This is a genomic window from Bombella favorum, assembly GCF_014048475.1.
In the GTDB taxonomy this organism is placed as follows: Bacteria; Pseudomonadota; Alphaproteobacteria; order Acetobacterales; family Acetobacteraceae; genus Bombella; species Bombella favorum.
In genome coordinates, this window is sequence record NZ_NWUS01000003.1 from 217,376 (window position 1) to 237,850 (window position 20,475).

The 20,475-nt window shown below is 54.0% G+C and carries 18 protein-coding genes; 9 read left to right on the forward strand and 9 right to left on the reverse strand.

Annotated features, from left to right (window positions below):
- Positions 1-1,293 (reverse strand): tRNA uridine-5-carboxymethylaminomethyl(34) synthesis GTPase MnmE, encoded by a 1,293-nt coding sequence (gene mnmE / locus CPA57_RS07965; protein WP_182082263.1) that lies wholly within the window; start codon positions 1,291-1,293, stop codon positions 1-3.
- An 87-nt stretch (positions 1,294-1,380) separates the two neighbouring features.
- Between mnmE and CPA57_RS07970 the strand changes: the two genes are divergently transcribed.
- From CPA57_RS07970 to cydB, 3 genes are all read left to right on the forward strand, one after another.
- Positions 1,381-1,842, forward strand: coding sequence for a methylated-DNA--[protein]-cysteine S-methyltransferase (locus CPA57_RS07970; RefSeq protein ID WP_182082264.1), 462 nt, complete (start codon positions 1,381-1,383; stop codon positions 1,840-1,842).
- 238 nt (positions 1,843-2,080) lie between these two features.
- Positions 2,081-3,496 (forward strand): cytochrome ubiquinol oxidase subunit I, encoded by a 1,416-nt coding sequence (locus CPA57_RS07975; RefSeq protein ID WP_182082265.1) that lies wholly within the window; start codon positions 2,081-2,083, stop codon positions 3,494-3,496.
- 1 nt (position 3,497) lies between these two features.
- The gene (gene cydB / locus CPA57_RS07980; RefSeq protein ID WP_182082266.1) at positions 3,498-4,517 is read left to right on the forward strand and encodes a cytochrome d ubiquinol oxidase subunit II; all 1,020 of its coding nucleotides are present in this window, start codon (positions 3,498-3,500) and stop codon (positions 4,515-4,517) included.
- Between the two features lie 228 nt (positions 4,518-4,745).
- On the opposite strand, the gene rho is transcribed toward cydB, so the two are convergent.
- From rho to CPA57_RS07995, 3 genes are all read right to left on the reverse strand, one after another.
- A complete protein-coding gene (gene rho, locus CPA57_RS07985; RefSeq protein WP_077396992.1) occupies positions 4,746-6,056 on the reverse strand; it encodes a transcription termination factor Rho in 1,311 nt (436 codons plus the stop codon).
- A 265-nt stretch (positions 6,057-6,321) separates the two neighbouring features.
- Positions 6,322-7,866, reverse strand: a complete 1,545-nt coding sequence (locus tag CPA57_RS07990) for a GMC family oxidoreductase (RefSeq protein WP_182082267.1) — start codon at positions 7,864-7,866, stop codon at positions 6,322-6,324.
- Between the two features lie 439 nt (positions 7,867-8,305).
- A complete protein-coding gene (locus CPA57_RS07995) occupies positions 8,306-8,932 on the reverse strand; it encodes a gluconate 2-dehydrogenase subunit 3 family protein (RefSeq protein WP_182082268.1) in 627 nt (208 codons plus the stop codon).
- 152 nt (positions 8,933-9,084) lie between these two features.
- Here CPA57_RS07995 and sucB point away from each other — a divergent pair, with 152 nt between their 5' ends.
- Positions 9,085-10,209, forward strand: coding sequence for a dihydrolipoyllysine-residue succinyltransferase (gene sucB, locus CPA57_RS08000; protein WP_182082269.1), 1,125 nt, complete (start codon positions 9,085-9,087; stop codon positions 10,207-10,209).
- 94 nt (positions 10,210-10,303) lie between these two features.
- On the opposite strand, the gene CPA57_RS08005 is transcribed toward sucB, so the two are convergent.
- Both CPA57_RS08005 and ahcY read right to left on the reverse strand, forming a co-directional pair.
- On the reverse strand, positions 10,304-10,684 hold the full coding sequence (locus CPA57_RS08005) for a DUF3597 domain-containing protein (RefSeq protein WP_182082270.1): 381 nt from the start codon (positions 10,682-10,684) through the stop codon (positions 10,304-10,306).
- 84 nt (positions 10,685-10,768) lie between these two features.
- Positions 10,769-12,067 (reverse strand): adenosylhomocysteinase, encoded by a 1,299-nt coding sequence (gene ahcY, locus CPA57_RS08010; protein ID WP_182082271.1) that lies wholly within the window; start codon positions 12,065-12,067, stop codon positions 10,769-10,771.
- 357 nt (positions 12,068-12,424) lie between these two features.
- Here ahcY and CPA57_RS08015 point away from each other — a divergent pair, with 357 nt between their 5' ends.
- Complete coding sequence (locus CPA57_RS08015) at positions 12,425-13,438, forward strand: CorA family divalent cation transporter (protein WP_182082272.1); 1,014 nt, start codon at positions 12,425-12,427, stop codon at positions 13,436-13,438.
- 320 nt (positions 13,439-13,758) lie between these two features.
- A complete protein-coding gene (locus CPA57_RS08020; RefSeq protein ID WP_182082273.1) occupies positions 13,759-15,198 on the forward strand; it encodes a catalase in 1,440 nt (479 codons plus the stop codon).
- Positions 15,199-15,301: 103 nt separating this feature from the next.
- Here the strand turns inward: CPA57_RS08020 and CPA57_RS08025 are convergent, their stop codons facing one another.
- Both CPA57_RS08025 and CPA57_RS08030 read right to left on the reverse strand, forming a co-directional pair.
- Positions 15,302-15,952 (reverse strand): hypothetical protein, encoded by a 651-nt coding sequence (locus tag CPA57_RS08025; protein WP_182082274.1) that lies wholly within the window; start codon positions 15,950-15,952, stop codon positions 15,302-15,304.
- Between the two features lie 100 nt (positions 15,953-16,052).
- Positions 16,053-16,754: a pirin family protein gene (locus CPA57_RS08030; RefSeq protein WP_182082275.1), complete on the reverse strand. Its 702-nt coding sequence runs from the start codon at positions 16,752-16,754 to the stop codon at positions 16,053-16,055.
- A gap of 158 nt (positions 16,755-16,912) precedes the next feature.
- Between CPA57_RS08030 and CPA57_RS08035 the strand changes: the two genes are divergently transcribed.
- Both CPA57_RS08035 and wrbA read left to right on the forward strand, forming a co-directional pair.
- Positions 16,913-17,830, forward strand: a complete 918-nt coding sequence (locus CPA57_RS08035) for a LysR family transcriptional regulator (RefSeq protein ID WP_182082276.1) — start codon at positions 16,913-16,915, stop codon at positions 17,828-17,830.
- 152 nt (positions 17,831-17,982) lie between these two features.
- Positions 17,983-18,579, forward strand: a complete 597-nt coding sequence (gene wrbA, locus CPA57_RS08040) for an NAD(P)H:quinone oxidoreductase (protein ID WP_077396872.1) — start codon at positions 17,983-17,985, stop codon at positions 18,577-18,579.
- A gap of 91 nt (positions 18,580-18,670) precedes the next feature.
- Here the strand turns inward: wrbA and mutY are convergent, their stop codons facing one another.
- Positions 18,671-19,756: an A/G-specific adenine glycosylase gene (gene mutY, locus CPA57_RS09010; RefSeq protein ID WP_182082277.1), complete on the reverse strand. Its 1,086-nt coding sequence runs from the start codon at positions 19,754-19,756 to the stop codon at positions 18,671-18,673.
- 117 nt (positions 19,757-19,873) lie between these two features.
- On the opposite strand from mutY, the gene CPA57_RS08050 reads away from it, so the two are divergent.
- Positions 19,874-20,428 (forward strand): DUF721 domain-containing protein, encoded by a 555-nt coding sequence (locus CPA57_RS08050; protein ID WP_182082278.1) that lies wholly within the window; start codon positions 19,874-19,876, stop codon positions 20,426-20,428.
- Positions 20,429-20,475: the final 47 nt, after the last annotated feature.

The window sequence follows — 20,475 nt, forward strand, 5'->3', positions numbered from 1 at the left end:
TCACTTTCCTATACAGAACTGGCCGAAAATCGTATCGAGCAAGGCTTCGACATCCACATGTCCCGTCAACCGTCCGAGAGCCTGCATAGCTAGCCGCAGCTCCTCCCCACGAACCTCCGGCCATGGGGCTTCCAGCGCACGAGTTAGATGCTCTTGCGCTTCTTTCAATCCGGCCCGATGACGGGCACGGGTCAAAGGTGGCGTGCCACGCTGAGCCATAAGACGAGCCAGATGAGCCTTTAGCCACTCCCGCAAAGGGGCCAGCCCTGCTTCATCCTTTGTATGAATGCCGAGTTCACCCACCCTTGCCGGGGAGAGGTCCGTCTTTGTTCGCAGCTTTATGGCATGATCTGCCAGCAAGGGCGTATCATCATCCGGCCCCACAAGATGAAAGAGCAAGTCTGCATCCTTAACATGCCGCATGGTGCGGCGGATGCCTTCTGCCTCAATCTCATCATCCGTTTCCCGCACACCAGCCGTATCAATAAGCCGGACACGGATACCTTCAATCACCCAATCGACAGCAATGGCATCCCGTGTCGTGCCCGCCTTTTGCGTGACGATCGCTGCATCCTGCCCACTTAGCGCATTCAGCAGGCTGGATTTACCAACGTTCGGTGCCCCGGCCAGAACGATCTTCAAACCATCACGGACGATCTCGCCTCGTTCATCAGCAAGATGAGCCTGCATCTCTTCTCCCAAAGCGCGGCAATCCCCCAGAAGGGCCTCTTCTACCTCCGGGGGGAGTTCCTCATCCGGGAAGTCGATCAAGGCCTCCTGCTGGGCCAAAATCTGCCGCAACCGAGACGCCCAGCCTGTATAAAGCTGGCTCAATGCCCCATCAACCTGACGTAGAGCCTGGTGACGCTGGGCCTGCGTATCGGCCTCTATCAGGTCCGCTATGGCCTCGGCCTGTAACAGGTCCATCCGGCCCGCCTGCACGGCCCGCCGGGTAAACTCCCCCGGTTCAGCAGGGCGGGCACCAAGAGTAACAAGAGCGTGTGCTACAGCTTCTACAATGGCCGGACCTGCATGAAGATGCAGCTCGAAACTATCTTCCCCCGTATAGGAGCGTGGCCCCGGCAGCCAGAGAACAAGGGCATGATCCAGCACGTCACCTTCATGCTTCAGAGCCCGCAGGCTGGCATGTCGGGCCGCAGGCACTATCCCGCATAGGGCTTCCAGCAGGGCGGCACTTTCCGGCCCACTAACCCGCATGACGGCAATAGCCCCCTGCACCGGGCCAGTTGCCACGGCAAAAATAGTATGAGTGGATGTACTGGATGGTGTCATGCGCCTTTCATACAGCACTCAGACGGGAAAAGCAGCGGTCTGAAGAAAGAATTGACGCCCCCCTGTAAAACGGGCAGCCTTATTTTCATGCCACAGCTTTCTTTCCATTCTCCCCTCGGTGCCTTGACCCTTAGTGAAGAAGAGGGGCAGATCGTCTCCCTTGATGAAGGCTGGGGCCGAGACCAGAGCGAAACACCCCTCCTGCTAAAGGTGCGGGACATGATGCAGGATTATTTTGACGGTGAGGCGGTGGACTTCCAGTCTATTCCGCTGATGCTGGATGGCACCGCCTATCAAGAACGTGTCTGGGCGGCCCTCCGTGCTATTCCCCACGGCCAGACCCGCACTTATGCCGAACTGGCCAAAACTATTGGCGGGAGCCCGCAATCTATCGGTCAGGCCGTGGCCCGCAACCCGCTGCTCATTCTCATTCCGTGTCATCGTGTCCTGCCCTCACATGGCAGGGGCTATGGTGATTATAGCGGATTTGAAGGCGCAGAGAGCAAGGCCTTCCTGCTGGGGTTAGAACAAGAAGCATCCAGTTCCTGAAACAGGGGATCATCCAGCCTTACCTTATTGCCAAAACTGACCATCACATGATCTTATAAAAATGTGATGGCAAATTTTCATCGCCTGCATCGGCTTGCCTCGCAAAAAATAACGGGGATTTTTTTATTTAAAAAATATTTATAAGAAGAAAAATAAAATCAATTATTGAAAACTCGCCAAAATCAATAATGAAAAAATGTCAATTTCCTCCCATTCCAACGAAAAGGAATGATTATATATGGTTAATGACCATGATTTACCTCTTACAATCGCACGAATACAATTCGCCTTTACCGTTGGCGTACATATAATATTCCCAGCATTTTCGATCGGTCTATCTGTATTCCTCACCTTTCTTGAAGGCATGTGGTTAAAAACGAACGATAACCGTTATTTGAATCTCTTTAAATACTGGTTGAAAGTCTTCTCCATCGTCTTCGGCATGGGGGTCGTCTCTGGCATCGTGATGGCCTACGAGTTCGGTACCAACTGGGCAGGCTTCTCTGCCAAGGCAGGGCCCATCACAGGCGTGCTTCTCTCTTACGAAGTCATGACGGCCTTCTTTATGGAGGCTGGTTTCCTTGGTGTCATGCTGTTCGGACTGAACCGTGTCGGCCGCAGAATGCATTTCTTTGCAACCTGTGCCGTCACTACAGGAACGCTGATCTCCATGACATGGATCCTTGCATCCAACTCATGGATGCAAACCCCACAAGGCTATGTCATTGACCAAAAGACAGGCCGTTTCCTGCCCCATGACTGGCTGGCCATCATCTTCAATCCATCCTTTCCCTACCGGATCACCCATATGGGGCTGGCTGCCATGCTTTCAGTGGCCTTCACGGTAGCTGCCGCGGGTGCATGGCATCTGCTCAAGGCCAAAAAGAGCGGTACACAGGCAGACAGTACGATCCGCCTCATGTTCTCCCTGTCCCTCTGGATGATTGTCATCACAGCCCCTCTCCAGATCATAGCGGGCGACATGCATGGGCTGAACACCCTGAAATATCAGCCTGCCAAAATTGCCGCCGTGGAAGGCGACTGGACAAGCGAAACACGAGCCCCTGAACTGTTGTTCGGCATCCCGAACATGAAGACAGAACGTACGGATTACGCCATAGGGATTCCGCTACTGGGCTCCTTCATCCTGACCCATGACATCAACGGCAAGGTGCCCGGCCTGAAAGATTATCCGGCAGACCAGCGGGCCCCGGCACCAATCGTGTTCTTTTCTTTCCGCATCATGATTGCCCTGGGGGGGCTTATGCTGCTCTGCGGCCTCTGGTCACTCTGGCTGCGGCGCCGGCAGCATTTGTTCGACCATCCTCTTTTTCTGCGGGTGATACTCACCATGGCACCGGCTGGGTTTCTGGCTCTGCTCTGTGGCTGGGTTACGACAGAAGTCGGGCGGCAACCATGGACGGTCTACGGCCTACTTCGCACGAAAGACAGCGCCTCACCGCTGGCACTCTCCAGCCTGTCTTTCTCCATGCTGTTTTTTGTTGCGGTCTATCTCTTTGTTTTCGGCTCAGGCCTCCTGATGCTCATCCGCCTGCTACGGGCCACCCCAGAGGCTGCTGACAACACCAGCGATGACATCATGATCCTAGGTAGCCATCATCATACGATCTCTCAGAACAAGGATGCGTCATAACATGTCCGGCCTTGCATTCTATCTTCCCTTCATCTGGGCGTTCATCGTCATTCTGGCCATTTCGGTCTACGTCATCCTTGATGGCTTTGATCTGGGAATTGGCATACTCTTTGCTTTCGAGAAAAAGCCGGAGCATCGTGACATCATGATCAACACGATTGCCCCCGTCTGGGATGGTAATGAAACATGGATGGTTCTGGGTGGAGCAACCCTGTTCGGTGTTTTCCCCGGTGCTTACAGCACGCTGCTGCCTGCCTTCTATATCCCCATCATCATCATGCTGGGGGCTTTGATCTTCCGTGGTGTTGCATTCGAGTTCCGCATCATGGCGCACTCACCCAATCATCGGGCCTTCTGGAATACGGGCTTCATGGCAGGGTCCACACTTGCCGCTTTCTGTCAGGGCTGCATTCTTGGCGGGTACGTTCAGGGAGTGCATACAAGCCACGGTGCCTTTGCCGGGGGAGCCATGGACTGGCTGACACCGTTCAGCGTTCTTTGTGGCCTGTCCGTTGTCACAGGTTATGCGCTTCTTGGTACGACCTGGCTCGTTTGGCGCACATCCGATGAGCTGGAAGCACGGTGCCGCCACTGGTCCAAGAAATTATCCATTCTGATGATTCTCTGTATCATTGCTGTTAGCTGCTGGACGCCGTTTCTTCATGCGCCCTATCTCCATCACTGGATTGCCTTTCCGAACATTCTGTTCGGCCTGCCTGTTCCTCTACTGGTGGCACTGGCCGGTTTCCTGATGTGGCGGACCCTGGACAAGGAACACGCCATCACGCCTTTCCTGTGCGTCATTGGATGGTTCCTGCTCAGCCTGGTTGGCCTGGCCATTACCATCTGGCCCTACGCTGTACCACCAACCCTGACCCTGTGGGATGTAGCATCTCCAGTTCCCAGCCAGCTTTTCCAGCTCGTCGGAACCGTCATCCTGCTCCCCATCATCACGGGATATTCGATCTATTCCTACTATCTTTTCCGTGGAAAGGTCACAAAAACCGATGGATATCACTAAGTTCACCACATACGATGAGAAGAAAGTGCCAGCCTCCTTCTCCAAACGTCTAGCGTGGTTCTTGGCCCTCTGGGGAATGGGCACTCTTGCCATCATCTTGGTGGCAAGCTTCCTTCACCTTCTGATCCCCCATGGCTGATGGTCTGACATGGACCTCACCTACAGAAAAGGCAGGGCCATATGCATGGCCCTGCCTTTTCTTTCATGGCCAACAGACCAGCCTATTAATCAGTTGTTCATCGCATCGAAGAAATCCTGATTGGTTTTGCTGTAACGCAGCTTATCCAGCAGGAAGTCCATAGCATCCATCGTGCCCATCGGGGCAAGGATGCGGCGCAGGACCCACATCTTGGAGAGGGACGCCCGATCCACCAACAGCTCTTCCTTACGGGTGCCGGACTTGGTGATGTCGATAGCCGGGAAGGTCCGCTTATCTGCCAGTTTACGGTCGAGCATGAGTTCGGAGTTACCCGTCCCCTTGAACTCTTCGAAGATGACTTCATCCATACGGGAGCCTGTATCAATCAGGGCCGTGGCGATGATCGTCAGGGAGCCACCTTCCTCAATATTACGAGCCGCACCGAAGAAACGCTTCGGCCGCTGAAGGGCATTAGCATCCACACCGCCGGTCAACACCTTGCCGGATGAGGGCACGACCGTATTGTAGGCACGAGCCAGACGGGTGATGGAATCCAGCAGGATGACCACGTCTCGCTTGTGCTCAACAAGGCGTTTTGCCTTTTCCAACACCATCTCTGTTACCTGCACATGGCGATGTGCTGGTTCATCGAAGGTGGAGGACACAACTTCACCACGGACAGACCGGGCCATGTCCGTTACTTCCTCTGGCCGCTCATCAATCAACAACACGATGAGAAATACATCTGGATGATTAGCAGAAATGGAAGCCGCAATGCTCTGGAGCATCACCGTCTTACCCGTTCTCGGCGGTGCAACGATCAAAGCGCGCTGGCCCATGCCGATGGGAGAGACCAGATCAATCACCCGAGAGGTGTAATCCTTCTGGTCCTTCCGATCACGGCCCTTACCCTTGGCAGGAGCCGGAGCAGCACCGCTTTCCCCTGTTGGCTCGGTTTCCATACGGAGGCGACGCTCGGGGAAGAGGGGGGTCAGGTTATCAAAATTGATGCGGGCACGAACCTGTTCTGGTGCCTCAAAATTGATCGTATTGACCTTCTGCAGGGCAAAATAACGTTCTCCATCCCGAGGGGCACGGATCTCACCTTCCACCGTATCGCCGGGGCGCAGGGCAAAACGCCGCACCTGAGCCGGAGAAACATAGATATCATCCGGGCCAGGCAGATAATTGGCTTCTGGGCTACGGAGAAAGCCGAAGCCATCCGGTAGAATCTCGAGCGTCCCTTCGCCGTAAATGGCCTGTTCACGCTCGGCAAGAGTCTTGAGGATGGCAAACATCATATCCTGTTTACGCAGGGATGATGCATTTTCGACCTCCAGCTCTTCAGCAAAAGCCAGCAGATCAGCAGGGGATTTCTTCTTCAGTTCGGCGAGATGCATGAAATGATGCGCCTTGATATGCCCCGGTGGGGTAATAATCGGGAGAAACAAAAACCAGATATAGGCCGGATACCCGCACGGTCCTGCATGGCGGACCATGCGCCACGGAGCATGCCAGACCTTAGGGGCAGACAGAACTGCCTTCCGGTGCGAAGGAGACGACCCGGAAGGCAAAGCAGGACGCCGCCACCATCAGGTCGGCTTTCTTCCTAGGTGAAAGAGGGCCGCACTGTCAAGCGGCCCCCAATAAAGCAAAGCCGGCCTCTCAGACCACCTTCAGCATGGCATCCGCCGTACGTAGGGCAAGGGCCATGATTGTCAGTGCTGGATTGGCCGCACCAGAACTTGGGAAGGTAGAATGATCGCTGATCCACAGATTATCGATATCAAAGCTACGCCCATAAGGATTTACCACCGCCTCCCCGGCGTCTGTTCCCATCCGGCACGTCCCGATCATATGGGCCGCACGACTGATAACACGGATATCCTTCGCCCCAATGGACTCCCACATCTTCACCATCAAGCGGGAGGCATGACGGTGCATGGCTTCCTCATTGGGGCCATATGTATGGTCGATCCGTGGTTTAGGCAGGCCAAAGGCATCTTTCTCATCAGAGAGGGTCACACGGTTCTCATCCCGTGGCAGGCTCTCGCCATGCATCCCAATCCCTGCGCTGTAATTATAGGCGGCCAAGGTCTGGCTCAGTGCGTCACCACGGCGTCCATCCGCCCGCACGAGATTAGCGGCCCACGTTAAAGGCATCATCCCCAGAGACTGCAACAAATACCCCCCGGCAAAGTCAGCATCCTTTGGCCGCAACATATCCTCAGAGATGGTCAGGGACGGATATCCCTTATTGGGACGTGTTTCTTCATCAAACACACCCCAAACCTGTGTAGAGACGTGTGTCATGTAATTACGGCCTACCTGCCCGGAACTGTTTGCGAGGCCGTTATTCAGAAGCAGACGTGCCGTTTCCACAGCCCCAGCGGACAGCACAACAGCCTTACATTTCTGCCGTTCTTCCCGCCCATTGCGAATGTAAATGACCGCCGTAATCCGCCCTTGGCTGTCCCGCTCAAACCCGGTCGCCATGCACCCGGCCCGCAGCTCTGCCCCATGGGCACAGGCCAACGGCAGATAAGTATTATCCGCACCGGATTTTGCCCCATTCCGGCACCCCTGATGGCACGCACCACAATTCACGCAGCCTTCACGACGGCCAAAATAGGGCTGATCACGATCTTTTGTTACTACGGCCAGAGGGCCATCTGCATGACGTAGGCCAATATTATCACAAGCCTGACGCATCTTTAGCGCCGCCCGATTAGGTGCAGCCGGAGGATAGGCATAATGGCGGCTTTCATCCCAAGGATAATGGGCTGGGCCACTCACACCGATGAAGCGTTCCACTTCTTCCACATAAGATTGAAGCTCCTCCGCACCGAAAGGCCAGTCCACACCTTTTCCGCTCTCGCTATATAGCTTGTAGTCCCGAGGGTCCATACGAGGCAGAAATGCTCCATAATGAAGGAGGGACCCACCAATCCCTGTTCCGCTATTATTGCCACCAAAGGCCTGAGGTGTACCACCGCCAGAAAGACGCTCATGCAGCCAGTACAGTTCCTGTGCGGTTGGCTCATCGGGCGTATGAGACCGGGCATTAAAAGATGGTCCGGCTTCTAGCGCCACAACTTTACGCCCAGCCATGGCAAGCCGGGCAATAAGTGGTGCACCACCCGCACCAGTACCGATAACCACAACATCGGCGGTTTCCTGTGAAAAATCGTTATGTGTTTCCTGCGTCATGCAACGGTTTCCATCAGCTTATGGATTAAAGATGTTTGTACTGGGGTACATGGGGACAGTACTGCCTAAGGCGAAAGAGGTACCGAGTACCGGGGACGGTACTGTACCCCCTTATAAAACGGGGATTGTACACAGCCTCGTTGTGGAAAAAGAAGGATAACATTCTGGAGCCCTTGCTCTGCCTGCCTTCCGAAGGTTGTACACAGTGTTAGTAAACTGGGGTACATTTTTCGAAAGCCGGGTACCCCGGTTTCCACAAGGTTCTTCAACAACATCTAACTCTTAGATTTATAATCTTATCTGTTGTGTTGATCGGATGTTCCATTCCTCAACCTAGCTTCAGTCTGATCTGTAGCATTGAAAAATGAGACTGTATCAAACCCCTACGACAGTCTTTTTCTGCCCTCGTACAAAGGCAGAAAAGCCCTAAAAGACCCCGTTATGACAGTTCCAAAAAATGGCGCTCATTTTTTGGCTCAAACGCTTCTCTCTTGGTGAGTGATCCAGTAGAAAACCCTTGAATTTCCTCATCTCCTCCGGTCAAATTGGATGATATACCAAGTTGTTCCTGTGCAATGGGATGCGCCAGAAAAGCAGCAACGATCTGGTTGCGAAGATCACCACTCCAAAGGGCCATTTGCGCTGTAGAAAAAGGGGCTGAAGGGGTATCAGGTAATGAACCATCAAAGGCCTTGTCCAGAATTGTACCACGCTGCTCTGGGTTAAGAGTGGAGTAATTCTGCTGAAACAGAGCCTGTGTATAGAGGTTCAGAGAGGTGAGACCATCTTCCCATGCGGTAAGGTCTGTCGGTAGATCAGCAAAACGCCATCCATCTCCCGGCCCGGCGAGCGTATGGTCAATCATGACGGCCAGATTGAGATGTACATCGCCCAGAAGTGGGGCTTGTGGGAGAATGTCATCGCAGACTAGCTCAAGCAGCTGAAATGCTTCTGGAGAAAGATGCTCTCGTTGGCCTTGTTCCTGCTCTATTCTTTGAAGCAGGGCAGTGCGTGTTCGAGAAGATAGATGATCTGATTGAAGGAAAGTAGGCAGGGGGCGTGTCATGAATGGTTTCCTGCTGGATAGAGTGAAAAGATAAAGAGAAGGCTTTACCCTATAGCCTCATAGGGAGATATAAGGCTAATGAGAGGCCGGGTCTCTTCCGGGAGGTGGGAGATTGGGTCCATTTTTCAAGTTCTGGAATGGCAGGAGTCACGATGACGGTTGAAATTAAAGTCCCTGTGCTTGGTGAAAGCCTGAAACAGGCAACCGTAATGCGTTGGCTTAGGCAGTCTGGTGAGTATGTGCAAGCTGGTGAAGCTGTCATGGAACTGGAGACGGACAAGGTCACATTAGATGTAACATCCCCCGTAGCAGGGGCATTGAGCCATGATCTGCCAGAAGGCACTGATGTTGAGGTGGGGCAGGTCATTGCCTTAGTGGATGATCAGGCTACACCCCCTGTAGTGGAGCAGACTACACCACAAGCTCCTCAGGATGTGGATGAAGAGCAGAATGTGACCGATCATGGGGCGGCGACATCTGGTGAAGCAGATCAACCCGTGGTGACTGGTGGTTCTGTCACCCATCCGGCACCTGCACGAGCGGACACGCCTGCACCTCTCCCGACCGAAGACGGAACAGGAGAACGGCGTGTGCCTATGAGCCGCCTGCGCCAGACCATTGCGCGCAATCTCAAGGCGGCGCAGAATAGTGCGGCTATTCTAACGACGTTTAATGAAGTTGATATGAGTGCCGTTAAGGCACTGCGTAGCCAGTATCGGGATCTATTCGAGAAGAAGCATGATGGCGCCCGACTGGGTTTTATGTCCTTCTTTGCTCGGGCTGTTGTGGGAGCTCTGAAGGATTTTCCGGTGCTGAATGCCCGGATTGAAGGCAATGAGATCGTTTATCAGGATCATGTCAATCTTGGTATTGCCGTAGGAACGGAACGTGGGCTGGTTGTTCCAGTTTTGCGAAAAGCGGAGACCTTAGGTTTTGCTGAGTTGGAACGCCGTATTGCCGATTACGGCAAGCGAGCCCGAAAGGGCGGGCTTGCGCTGAAAGAGCTGGAAGGCGGTAGCTTTACCATCACCAATGGCGGGATTTTCGGTTCATTGCTATCAACCCCTATTCTGAATGCGCCACAATCCGGCGTGCTGGGGATGCATGCCATTCAGGATCGGCCCGTGGCACGAGATGGGCAGGTCGTCATCCGGCCTATGATGTATGTAGCGCTATCCTATGATCATCGCCTTGTAGATGGGCGGGAGGCTGTCAGCTTCCTTGTGCGGCTTAAGGAACTGATTGAAGACCCTCGTCGCCTGTTGTTGGATATCTGATTTCCAGCCACGATAAAGAAAACCCCCTCCATCCGATCGGGATGGAGGGGGTTTTTCATCCGTTCAGTGCAGGGATACTGAGCAGAAAGTGGGATCAGTGGCCCCAACCAGCAGGAATCTTGCCACCATTATTGGCCAGCTCGGTGTAGACCTGCTTGATCAGCCAGACATTCATCGTGGCTGTATCGTTTTTGTCCCCGGTATAATGCAGGTCATCAGCCAGAGCCTGACGAGCCTGCAGGGAGCTGTCGAGGCCTAGAAGCTTGAGCAGATCGACAATGGATTCCTTGTAGTTCAGCGGCTGGCCTGCTTTGGCAGCCAGTTCCTTCAGAACGGCATCAACATCTACCTGTGAGATGGAGGGAGCCGCTGAGGCAGCGGCTGGCTGTGCCGTATCGGCCGCCTGGGCAGAAGAGCCGAACAGGCTTGTCGCAAAGTGAGAAACTTTAGAAACGATATCGTTAAAAAGACCCATGATATATTCCTTCCCTGAAACAGGAATGACTGGTCGGTATGACCCTGCCACCGAGAGCGGTAGCAGGGAGCATGACAGAAAGGATCAGTAACGGTACAGGTCGTGCTTGAACGGCCCGTTAGGGGAAACCCCGATATAATCCGCCTGAGCCTGTGTCATTTTGGAGAGCGTTGCGCCCACTTTAGCAAGATGGAGAGCCGCAACCTTTTCATCAAGGATTTTCGGCAGGGTATAGACTTTTCCTGCCTCATACTGGCCTGCTTTTGCGTTCCAGAGTTCGATCTGGGCCAGTGTCTGGTTGGTGAAGGAAGCGGACATCACGAAGGACGGATGACCGGTAGCATTGCCCAGATTGACCAGACGGCCCTCGGAAAGAAGGATGAGGCGGCGGTTCGGGGCCAGCTCGATCTCATCAACCTGCGGCTTGATGTTGGTCCATTTGTGGTTGCGCAGGGCAGAAACCTGAATCTCACTATCGAAATGCCCGATATTGCAGACAATGGCCCGGTCCTTCATCTCACGCATATGCTCGATGGTGATGATGTCCTCGTTGCCGGTGCAGGTCACGAAGATGTCACCACGAGGGGCGGCGTTCTCCATTGTGACGACCTCATAGCCTTCCATAGCGGCCTGAAGGGCGCAGATTGGGTCAACCTCTGTTACCAGCACGCGGCAACCTGCACTGCGGAGAGAGGCGGCGGACCCCTTACCCACATCACCATAACCAGCCACAACGGCAACCTTGCCAGCCATCATGACATCAGTGCCACGGCGGATAGCATCCACAAGGCTTTCACGGCAGCCATAGAGGTTGTCGAACTTGGACTTGGTCACACTGTCATTAACATTGATGGCCGGAACCTTGAGCGTGCCTTTACGCTCCATGTCCCAGAGACGATGCACACCCGTTGTGGTCTCTTCAGAGATGCCACGAACTTCCTTGAGGAGTTCAGGGTATTTCTCATGCATGAGAGTGGTCAGGTCGCCGCCATCATCGAGGATCATGTTCGGTGTCCAGCCATCCGGCCCTTTGATGGTCTGCTCGATACACCAGATGAATTCTTCCTCGTTCATGCCCTTCCAGGCAAAAACGGGAATGTTGGCCGCAGCAATGGCAGCAGCAGCCTGATCCTGCGTGGAAAATACGTTACAAGAAGACCAGCGGACCGTAGCACCGAGGGCGATCAGCGTTTCGATCAGCACAGCGGTCTGGATGGTCATGTGCAGGCATCCGGCAATCCGGGCACCCCTTAGCGGCTGGCTTGTGCCATATTCCTTACGGAGGGCCATCAGGCCCGGCATTTCACCCTCGGCGATGGAGATTTCCTTACGGCCCCAGTCGGCCAGGGACATGTCACGAACCTTGTAGTCCTGCGTAGCCATATATGTTTCCTTAGTTTCAGGCGGTTGGTTATCATGGACGGAACCGCAGGCAGGCAAGGCCTTTGTGCGGTTCCTGCACTGGGAAACTATAGAGCCTTGCCGTGAGGCTGGAAAGAAGAACGGAGCAACAGTTTTCCGTTACAAAATAGTGTCATCCATATTGCGTCCTATCGGGCAACGTGCCAGAGAACGGGCGGTATTCATATGTCTGGAACCTTGGCTTTTCCCGATGAAAGGGATGTCCGGCCACCTTCAGTCCGGGCAGGAAAACTGTAATGGGGGGTGGCTGTGCCCGACAATACTGCTCCAATTTTTCCGTTTACAGTGCTGGACCCTTCCTTGAAGGAAGCTCACCCTATGGCCCGGATTAAAGGGCTTGTCTGGGCGGTTCGTGCCGTGCCAGGGCAGGGCATTACACCGCTGGAAGCCGAAGAGGTGCAGCGTATTCTCCAGTCTCCCAGCGAGGAAGGCTATGAGGTCGCATCTGGGGAAAATGGCTGGTGTTGGTTGCATTTCGATACGGTACATAGTTCTGCCCGTACCTATGTAGGCCGTCTGCCGGGTATGCCAGAGGATGTAGGTACTATGCTGGCAGAGACGGATTACGGCATTGCCCTTGAGGCCGCCGATGATACGGTCTGGGGGGCTCTTCCAGCTTTTGATGATGCTCTGGCAGAAGAAGATCGGGAGATTTGCGCTTGGCGTTTTGCTATGCGGCAGAATATTTTGATCACGACACGGCGGACCCCCATCCCTGTATTAGGATCGGCCTACCGTTCTCTCCAGACACAGGGCGTGCCACGCAATCCGGCTGGGGTAATCGACCGTGTTTTGCGGGATTTTACTGGCACGGTGCGGCGGCAGCTAGCGCAGCTTGATGATGAGTTAGACCGAGCAGAAGATGTGCTGTTGGCCATTGTCCACGGCTCAGACCTCGGTCATTTGGGTGGTATTGTTGGTAAGGTTCGGCGTCGTTCAACTGAATTGCGGCGCGTGGTCATGCCGATTGACCGTGTTCTGCGAGATGAAGACCTGGAACTGCCAGAATGGGCCGAAGATGACCTACGGGACCGTGCTGAACGGCAAATACATGCTGCGCTGGATGATTTGATCGCTCTTCAGGACCGGGCACGGTCCTTGCAGGATGAGCTAGCCTCCAGTCAGGCAGAAGAAACCAACCGCCGGCTCTGCATCGTGTCGATCGTGACGACCCTTATGCTTCCGGCCACTCTGGTTACAGGGTTCTTCGGCATGAATACGGGAGGCATGTTTCTGGCATCTGGCGGGTTGGGAACCATCTTTGCCGGTGGCCTGTGTATCGCCGCCATGGCCGTGACATTCATTTTTATGAAGATGGCCCGCCTGTTCTAACAGAATGAGCCATAATAGCCGGAATGAAGATAGGACATGACCGGTCTTGATAATAACTGAAATAAACGCAGATGCTTTATTGCGTCTCATTCTCATCAATTAAGCTGATGTCTCTGTTCAATGACATTAATCAAATAAAATATCATTTTTTTAAAAGTGAAGGGGATGGACACTGTCTGAAAAGCTGCTTACCCTCCCGAAGTGAAGGTTAATATCGGACTGGATTAGGACTGTTTATTAGAGAAACAGGATCAATCATTTTCCCTTTTCGTTTGGTATTACCTAACGTCCATAGTCAGATTAAAGGTAGGAGTCCTTACATGTCTGATAAGAACATCATCCGCACGACCGCAGGTGCGCCGTGGGTCAGCAACCAGGACAGCAAGTCTGCCGGTCCTCGTGGTCCGCTGCTGCTGGAAAACTATCAGCTGATTGAGAAGCTCGCTCATCAGAATCGTGAGCGTATTCCGGAACGTACCGTGCACGCCAAGGGCGTTGGTGCTCACGGAACGCTGACCATCACCAAGGACATCACGAAGTACAGCTGTGCATCTATCTTCTCCAAGGTTGGCAAGAAGACGGACATGTTTCTGCGTGCTTCTACCGTGGCTGGTGAGCGTGGCGCTGCCGATGCCGAGCGTGACGTACGCGGTTGGGCACTGAAGTTCTACACCGAGGACGGTAACTGGGACCTGGTGGGTAACAATACCCCGGTCTTCTTCGTCCGTGATCCTATCAAGTTCCCGGACTTCATCCACACGCAGAAGCGTCATCCCCGCACGAACCTGCGTTCTGCAACGGCCATGTGGGATTTTTGGTCCCTCAGCCCGGAGAGCCTGCATCAGGTGACCATCCTGATGTCTGACCGTGGTATCCCCAAGGGTATCCGCAACATGAACGGGTATGGCAGCCATACCTATTCCCTGTGGAATGCCAAGGGTGAACGCTTCTGGGTGAAGTTCCACTTCAAGACCCAGCAGGGCCATGAGTTCTATACGACCGAGGAAGCTGCTGAGGTCGTGGCCAAGACCCGTGAATCCACTCAGGAAGACCTGTACGAGAACATCGAGAAGGGGAACTTCCCCAAATGGACGTTCTGCATTCAGGTGATGGATGAGGAAGAGGCCGAGCGCGTCAACTTCAACCCGTTTGATGTGACCAAGGTTTGGTCTCACAAGGACTATCCGCTGATCGAAGTTGGTGAGCTGGAACTGAACCGGAACCCGGATGATTATTTCTCCGAGGTTGAGCAGGCTTCCTTCTCTCCTTCCAATATCGTGCCGGGTATTGGTTTCTCACCGGATAAGATGCTTCAGGGTCGTATCTTCGCCTATGCGGATGCTCACCGCTATCGTGTCGGTACGCATTATGAATCCCTGCCGATCAACCGCCCGAAGATCGCCGTGAAGAACTATCACCTTGATGGTGCCATGCGCTTTGATGCGCCGAAGCGTGGTGATGGTGATTATTATGAGCCGAACTCCTTCGGTGGCCCGGTGGAAGACAAGGCTGCGATGGAACCGCCGCTGCGTGTAAGCGGGGACGCCACATATTACGATCACCGTAGCGATGGCGATGATTTTGCACAGCCTCGTGCTCTGTTCCATCTGTTCGATGATGCGCAGAAGCAGCGTCTGTTCAACAACATTGCCGGTGCTATGGCCGGTGTGCCGCAGAACATCATCGACCGTCAGCTGGGTCTCTTCGAGAAGATCGACCCTGCCTATGCTGAAGGTGTCCGCAAGGCACTGAAGGGCTGATAGGCTTTTTGATCCACCTTCTGGCTCTTCCGGAAGAGGGATTAAAAAAGGTCCTCTGGGTAACCATTCCCGGAGGACCTTTTTTTTATGGGTTATGCTCGGATCAGCCTATCCGGCGAGCCGTGAAATCGTGCATTTGACCAAAAGAGAGGGAGAGTTCCTGCCCTGGTAAAAGTTGGCCAAGCTGGGTGAGTGTATCCAGATGCTCAGCCAGATGGAACGTAACATCCCCTAATGTCAGCTGGTGGGGTCTATTGGGCAGGAAAAAGGCTGGGCCAATGGCGGTTCCGTCATGAGTTTGAATAGTGGCTAGTTCCCGATCAAACATCATGGCTAGCCCGAACAGAGCTTCGGCTGTTAGGGGTAGGAAAACATCATTTTCTGTTATGAGAGAGGCATCGAAATGGACTTCATGCATTTCCGGCCCGATGCCAACCCAGTGCTGCATAGCTTCCGAACAGCGTAAGGCAATGATGTTCGGCATGATGGGAACGACATCCACGTCCGGCAGGGGAAAGGGGAGAGAAACCTGTTTCCGGAAATGCGCCCTAACGGAAGGATTGTCCTGATTCTTCTGCGGTAGGGGGGCTTCGAGATGGAGGCTCAACCCCGGCATTATTCTGGTGTCGAATAGTTGACGGATAACCCTGTCATTAAGGGTATCATGACCCAGCATCTGCCCCGTTGTATCCAATAGCCATAGGGGAGGGGGAGGAGATGCAGGCGGTTCGTGATCAGTCTGATGGATGTTCATGAAAAAGGCAGCTCCCTGACAAGATCGCCTACAGGCTTATATGTTCCACGGGAAACATTCCAGAGGTCTGGCCGTTTTTTCAAGCAGGGAGCTTGCTTGATCAGGGAGCTGTATCAACTAGAACAATTTCTGTGTCGTCCAATGCCTCAAGCGTGATGGTTTCTTCCTCGCTGATGGCAACACCGCTGCGTGTGGTAACGTGCTGTCCGTTTAACAGCAGATTGCCGGATGCGAGAACGAGATACAGCATTCGACCTTTGGCAGGTGTGTAGTGGGATCGCTGCCCTTTTTGGAGAGTCAGTCCCAGAACACGGGCTTCGGTATGGATGGGCAATGCCCCTTCATCATCCGCATAGCCGGAGGCTAAAATAGTGAATTGGCCTGTTGTCTCCTGTTTTGGGAAACGTCTTGTCGCCCATGAAGGTTCATGACCTTTTTCTGTCGGAGTGATCCATATCTGAAATATCTGCGTGGGGATGGGCTCCAGGTTGTATTCACTGTGGAAGATACCTGTCCCTGCGGACATGACTTGTACATCCCCGGCTTCAGTCCGGCCTGTATTGCCGAGGCTGTCTCTGTGCGTAATGGCCCCACGGCGAACATAGGTGATGATCTCCATATCCTTGTGGGGGTGAGTGTCAAACCCTGTGTTAGGGGCGATGGTGTCATCATTCCAGACACGCAAACGGCCCCAGCCCATACGGTTTGGGTCAAAATAATGAGCAAAAGAGAAATGATGACGTGCATCCAGCCAACCATGATCAGCATGACCGAGTTGGGCGAAAGGGCGGATATCAATCATGGTATGAAACCTGCTGTTGTTGAAGATGGCCAAGCATGTAGGAATGGCCCTACTATTTCATAGGGAAATGAAAGAAAGGCACTGTTGCCAGATTTTATAGTATGATGAGGGGCTGGGTTATCTCAGCCCGCCTCAAGCACATGCGAAGGAATTAGAGAATGAAGCTGCCGGATTTCGAGGCTTGGGCAATTTTTGCCAAGGTGGCAGAGCGTGGCTCTTTTTCTCAGGCTGCTAAAGAGCTTCAACTCTCACCACCGACTGTTTCCAAAGCGGTGAGTCGTCTGGAGGAATCCCTCGGCGTTGCGCTGTTCAGCCGTAATTCTCGGCATATGTCCATTACGCAGGTAGGTCAGCGTGCGCTAGAGCGGGCTAATCGCATGTTTCTGGAAGCAGAACTGGCCGAAAATGAGGTCAGGGGTGGGGGCATCCAGCCTTCCGGACTTATCCGCATGACTGTGCCTACTACCTTTGGTCTGAGGTATGTAGCGGCTGTTCTGCCCTCTTTTCTGGAAGCTTACCCGGAGATTGATGTGTTCGTCAGTTTTACGGACACGCTGGCCGACCTTGTGTTGGAGGGGTACGACGTGGCGATACGGATCGCCACGCTTTCTGACTCGGCCCTTAAGGCGCGCAGAATATGTACAGTACGGCGTATTCTTGTGGCCTCGCCAGAGTATCTGAATCGTCTGGGCCGTCCGTCCCACCCTCAGGAATTGGAAGGCAGGAAAAGCTTTGTCTATGTCAACGGGGACACGTGCGGGGTCATCAGGCTGACCGAACGACAGACAGGGGAAAGTTATACGCTCTCTCAGTCGGCACGGTTTCAGTCTGATAATGGCGAGGGTTTTCTTCCCGCACTGGAGGCCGGTTTGGGCTTTGGGTTGCTGCCGGATTTCATGGTGAGTGATGCCATCAAGGAGGGGCGGCTGGAAGAAATGATGCCAGCATGGGGGGCAGAGGATATTGGGCTCTATCTTGTCACCACAGGTAATAAACTGCGCCCCCAAAGGGTAAGCCTGTTGATGGATTATCTTGTCAGACAATTCGAAACGCCGTCATGGCGGTTACCCGTTTAAGGGTTAAAATCAGAAGGGTGCCGGTATAGTTCCTTCAAAAACCGAAAGGCTTTCTTTCCTATTCTGGCATATTCAAACCCCAGAGGGCACGATATCCCTAGAGTCAGTTAATGCCCCTGCTCAGAGGGGGCTGACCGGAAGGGACGACTATTATGTCTAAGATTCTCGTGCTTTATTATTCGTCTTATGGCCATGTAGAGACCATGGCTCGTAGCGTTGCTGAAGGTGTACGTGCTGCGGGCGTGGAAGCCGTTGTAAAACGTGTGCCGGAGCTGGTTCCAGAAGAGGCCGCCAAGGCAAATCATTTCAAACTGGAGCAGGAAGCCCCGATCGCCACCCCGGCTGAACTTGCCGAGTATGATGGCATTATTGTAGGCGCCCCAACCCGCTTTGGGCGTCTACCGGCACAGATGGCCAATTTCTGGGATCAGACCGGTGGTCTTTGGGCCAATGGCAAGCTGATCGGCAAGGTCGGTGCGGTGTTTACCTCCTCGGCTACCCAGCATGGCGGTCAGGAAACAACGCTTTACTCTCTGATGTCTAACCTGCTGCACCACGGTATGGTCATTAGCGGTCTGCCCTACAGCTTCCAGGGACAGATGCGGAATGATGAGATTGTCGGCGGTGCACCGTATGGTGCTACGACCATTGCTAATGGCGATGGCTCCCGCCAGCCAAGCGAGACAGAACGGGCAGGCGCACATTTCCTTGGGGAACATGTGGCTGGTCTGGTTAAAAAGCTAGCCTGATTTCTCAGTTACCTTTGTTCACGCATAAGACCTTGATGGGGGCCGGTTTCCGGCCTCCATTTTTTTGTGGTCACTGTTTCATGTGAAACAATCAGCCCGTTACGGGTTTATGGTGCTGCCCGACCAGCAGGCATTTTTTCATCACGCTGGAGAGAATGGCCTTTTTAAGTGGACGAAACCGGCCATGTGCCGGATCAATCGGGTAGTTGCTCCTCTCAGGGAGTGTGCAGCCATAGACACGGACTAACAACGTAAAATGGCTGAAGATGTGTTTGACCTCTCCGCAATCCTCCCATTGTGCCTGTATGGGCGCGCACTGGGTAAAGGCCGTTTCTGCTAGTTGAGCCGGAGATGGTGTAGAGCGTTCTTCAGACCACGGCGTGCCGGGGAGTTCATCCGTTCCCCCCAGTAACCCCTCTGGCGGACGTGAGTGGAGCAGGACGTTTCCTTCTGAATCAACGATACGGAAGAGAATGGCGTACCGTATAGGGCGGGGCTTTTTCTTCTGTCGTGCAGGCAGGGCCTCAGCCATGTTGCGGGCCTTGGCAAGGCAGCACTCTCGCCATGGGCAGGTCAGGCAGGAAGGAGACCGGGGCGAGCAGAGGCTCGCTCCGAGGTCGAACAGAGCCTGCGCAAAATCAGAGGGGCGGGCTTGCGCTGCCGGGTCATCATTCAGATGGCTAGCTAGTCGGGCCAGCAGAGGGCGGGATGTAGGTAGAGGGTCTTCCACGGCATTAAGCCGTGCTGTGATGCGCTCTACATTACCATCGACCGGGACGGTGGGACTATTGAAGGCAATGGCTGCAATAGCTCGGGAGGTATAGGCCCCGATGCCGGGGAGTTTCTGTAGGTCTTCAACTGTACGAGGAAAGGCTCCCAACCGATGGACAGCCTGGGCACAGGCATGGAGGTTCCGTGCGCGGGCATAATAACCTAGGCCGGCCCAAAGCTGGAGAACCTCATCCTGCGGGGCTTCTGCCAGAGCATCGACTGTCGGGAAGCGATTTAGAAAACGCTCGTAATAAGGAATGACCGTCTGCACGACAGTCTGCTGAAGCATGATCTCACTGAGCCATACATGATATGGATCAGCCTGCTGGCCGGGTGCTGCACGCCAAGGTAGGGTGCGGCGATGGCGGTCATACCAGTGGAGAAGAAGGGAAGCGTCAGGTGTCACGCCGGTGTCTATGACGAAGAAAAGAGGTCAGGGCAAGGGGAAGGTGCTGAACTGTTTCCGTCCATCCCGGGGATGATGGTATGAAGGCTGTATATGCAGCATGATGGAATGGGACCTATGGCAGACGAGACTAGCAGAAAAAGCCCCGCCCGTTCATCGGCTTCCGGGCAAGGGTGGAAAACGGACGACAAGGGGTGGACTGAACGACGCCGGGGCACAGCCCGTATGATCGGGGCATTTCTACCCTCGCTGACAAAACCCATTTTTCGGAAAAAATCGCCGCTTTATGTCCGGTTGCTTATGGAGTGGGATACGCTGGTTGGCCCTACGCTAGCGGAAGTGAGTGAGCCATGCCGCCTAAGGCCGGGTGTATTGACCATACGCTGTTGCGGCCCGGCGGCGGTGGAAATGCAATATGCAGCTCCCCGAATTTTAGCCAATATTAATACGGCCTACGGCCTCTATGGGGATGAAGCCTTGCATTATATAAAGCTGGTGCAGGATCGGCCCGTCCAACGTAAGCCGTCTCGGCCTCCTCAGAAAAAATGGAAGAATGCTCCCCCAGTTCCCGTAAGCGGCATTGAGGATGACGAGCTGAAAGAAACGCTGGAGCGTCTGGGCGGCCATATTCGTGCGAAAAAGCAGGGGACAAAAAAAGCCCGCCACTTTTAAGAGTGGCAGGCTGGAGGCCCGTGTCCCTCGGCCCAAGGCGGAAGACA

Excerpts from the sequence above, each read along its gene's own strand:
- mnmE (WP_182082263.1), bottom strand. The coding sequence starts at position 1,293 with ATGACACCATCCAGTACATCCACTCATACTATTTTTGCCGTGGCAACT.
- CPA57_RS07970 (WP_182082264.1), top strand. The coding sequence starts at position 1,381 with ATGCCACAGCTTTCTTTCCATTCTCCCCTCGGTGCCTTGACCCTTAGT.
- CPA57_RS07975 (WP_182082265.1), top strand. The coding sequence starts at position 2,081 with ATGGTTAATGACCATGATTTACCTCTTACAATCGCACGAATACAATTC.
- cydB (WP_182082266.1), top strand. The coding sequence starts at position 3,498 with ATGTCCGGCCTTGCATTCTATCTTCCCTTCATCTGGGCGTTCATCGTC.
- rho (WP_077396992.1), bottom strand. The coding sequence starts at position 6,056 with ATGCATCTCGCCGAACTGAAGAAGAAATCCCCTGCTGATCTGCTGGCT.
- CPA57_RS07990 (WP_182082267.1), bottom strand. The coding sequence starts at position 7,866 with ATGACGCAGGAAACACATAACGATTTTTCACAGGAAACCGCCGATGTT.
- CPA57_RS07995 (WP_182082268.1), bottom strand. The coding sequence starts at position 8,932 with ATGACACGCCCCCTGCCTACTTTCCTTCAATCAGATCATCTATCTTCT.
- sucB (WP_182082269.1), top strand. The coding sequence starts at position 9,085 with ATGACGGTTGAAATTAAAGTCCCTGTGCTTGGTGAAAGCCTGAAACAG.
- CPA57_RS08005 (WP_182082270.1), bottom strand. The coding sequence starts at position 10,684 with ATGGGTCTTTTTAACGATATCGTTTCTAAAGTTTCTCACTTTGCGACA.
- ahcY (WP_182082271.1), bottom strand. The coding sequence starts at position 12,067 with ATGGCTACGCAGGACTACAAGGTTCGTGACATGTCCCTGGCCGACTGG.
- CPA57_RS08015 (WP_182082272.1), top strand. The coding sequence starts at position 12,425 with ATGGCCCGGATTAAAGGGCTTGTCTGGGCGGTTCGTGCCGTGCCAGGG.
- CPA57_RS08020 (WP_182082273.1), top strand. The coding sequence starts at position 13,759 with ATGTCTGATAAGAACATCATCCGCACGACCGCAGGTGCGCCGTGGGTC.
- CPA57_RS08025 (WP_182082274.1), bottom strand. The coding sequence starts at position 15,952 with ATGAACATCCATCAGACTGATCACGAACCGCCTGCATCTCCTCCCCCT.
- CPA57_RS08030 (WP_182082275.1), bottom strand. The coding sequence starts at position 16,754 with ATGATTGATATCCGCCCTTTCGCCCAACTCGGTCATGCTGATCATGGT.
- CPA57_RS08035 (WP_182082276.1), top strand. The coding sequence starts at position 16,913 with ATGAAGCTGCCGGATTTCGAGGCTTGGGCAATTTTTGCCAAGGTGGCA.
- wrbA (WP_077396872.1), top strand. The coding sequence starts at position 17,983 with ATGTCTAAGATTCTCGTGCTTTATTATTCGTCTTATGGCCATGTAGAG.
- CPA57_RS08050 (WP_182082278.1), top strand. The coding sequence starts at position 19,874 with ATGGCAGACGAGACTAGCAGAAAAAGCCCCGCCCGTTCATCGGCTTCC.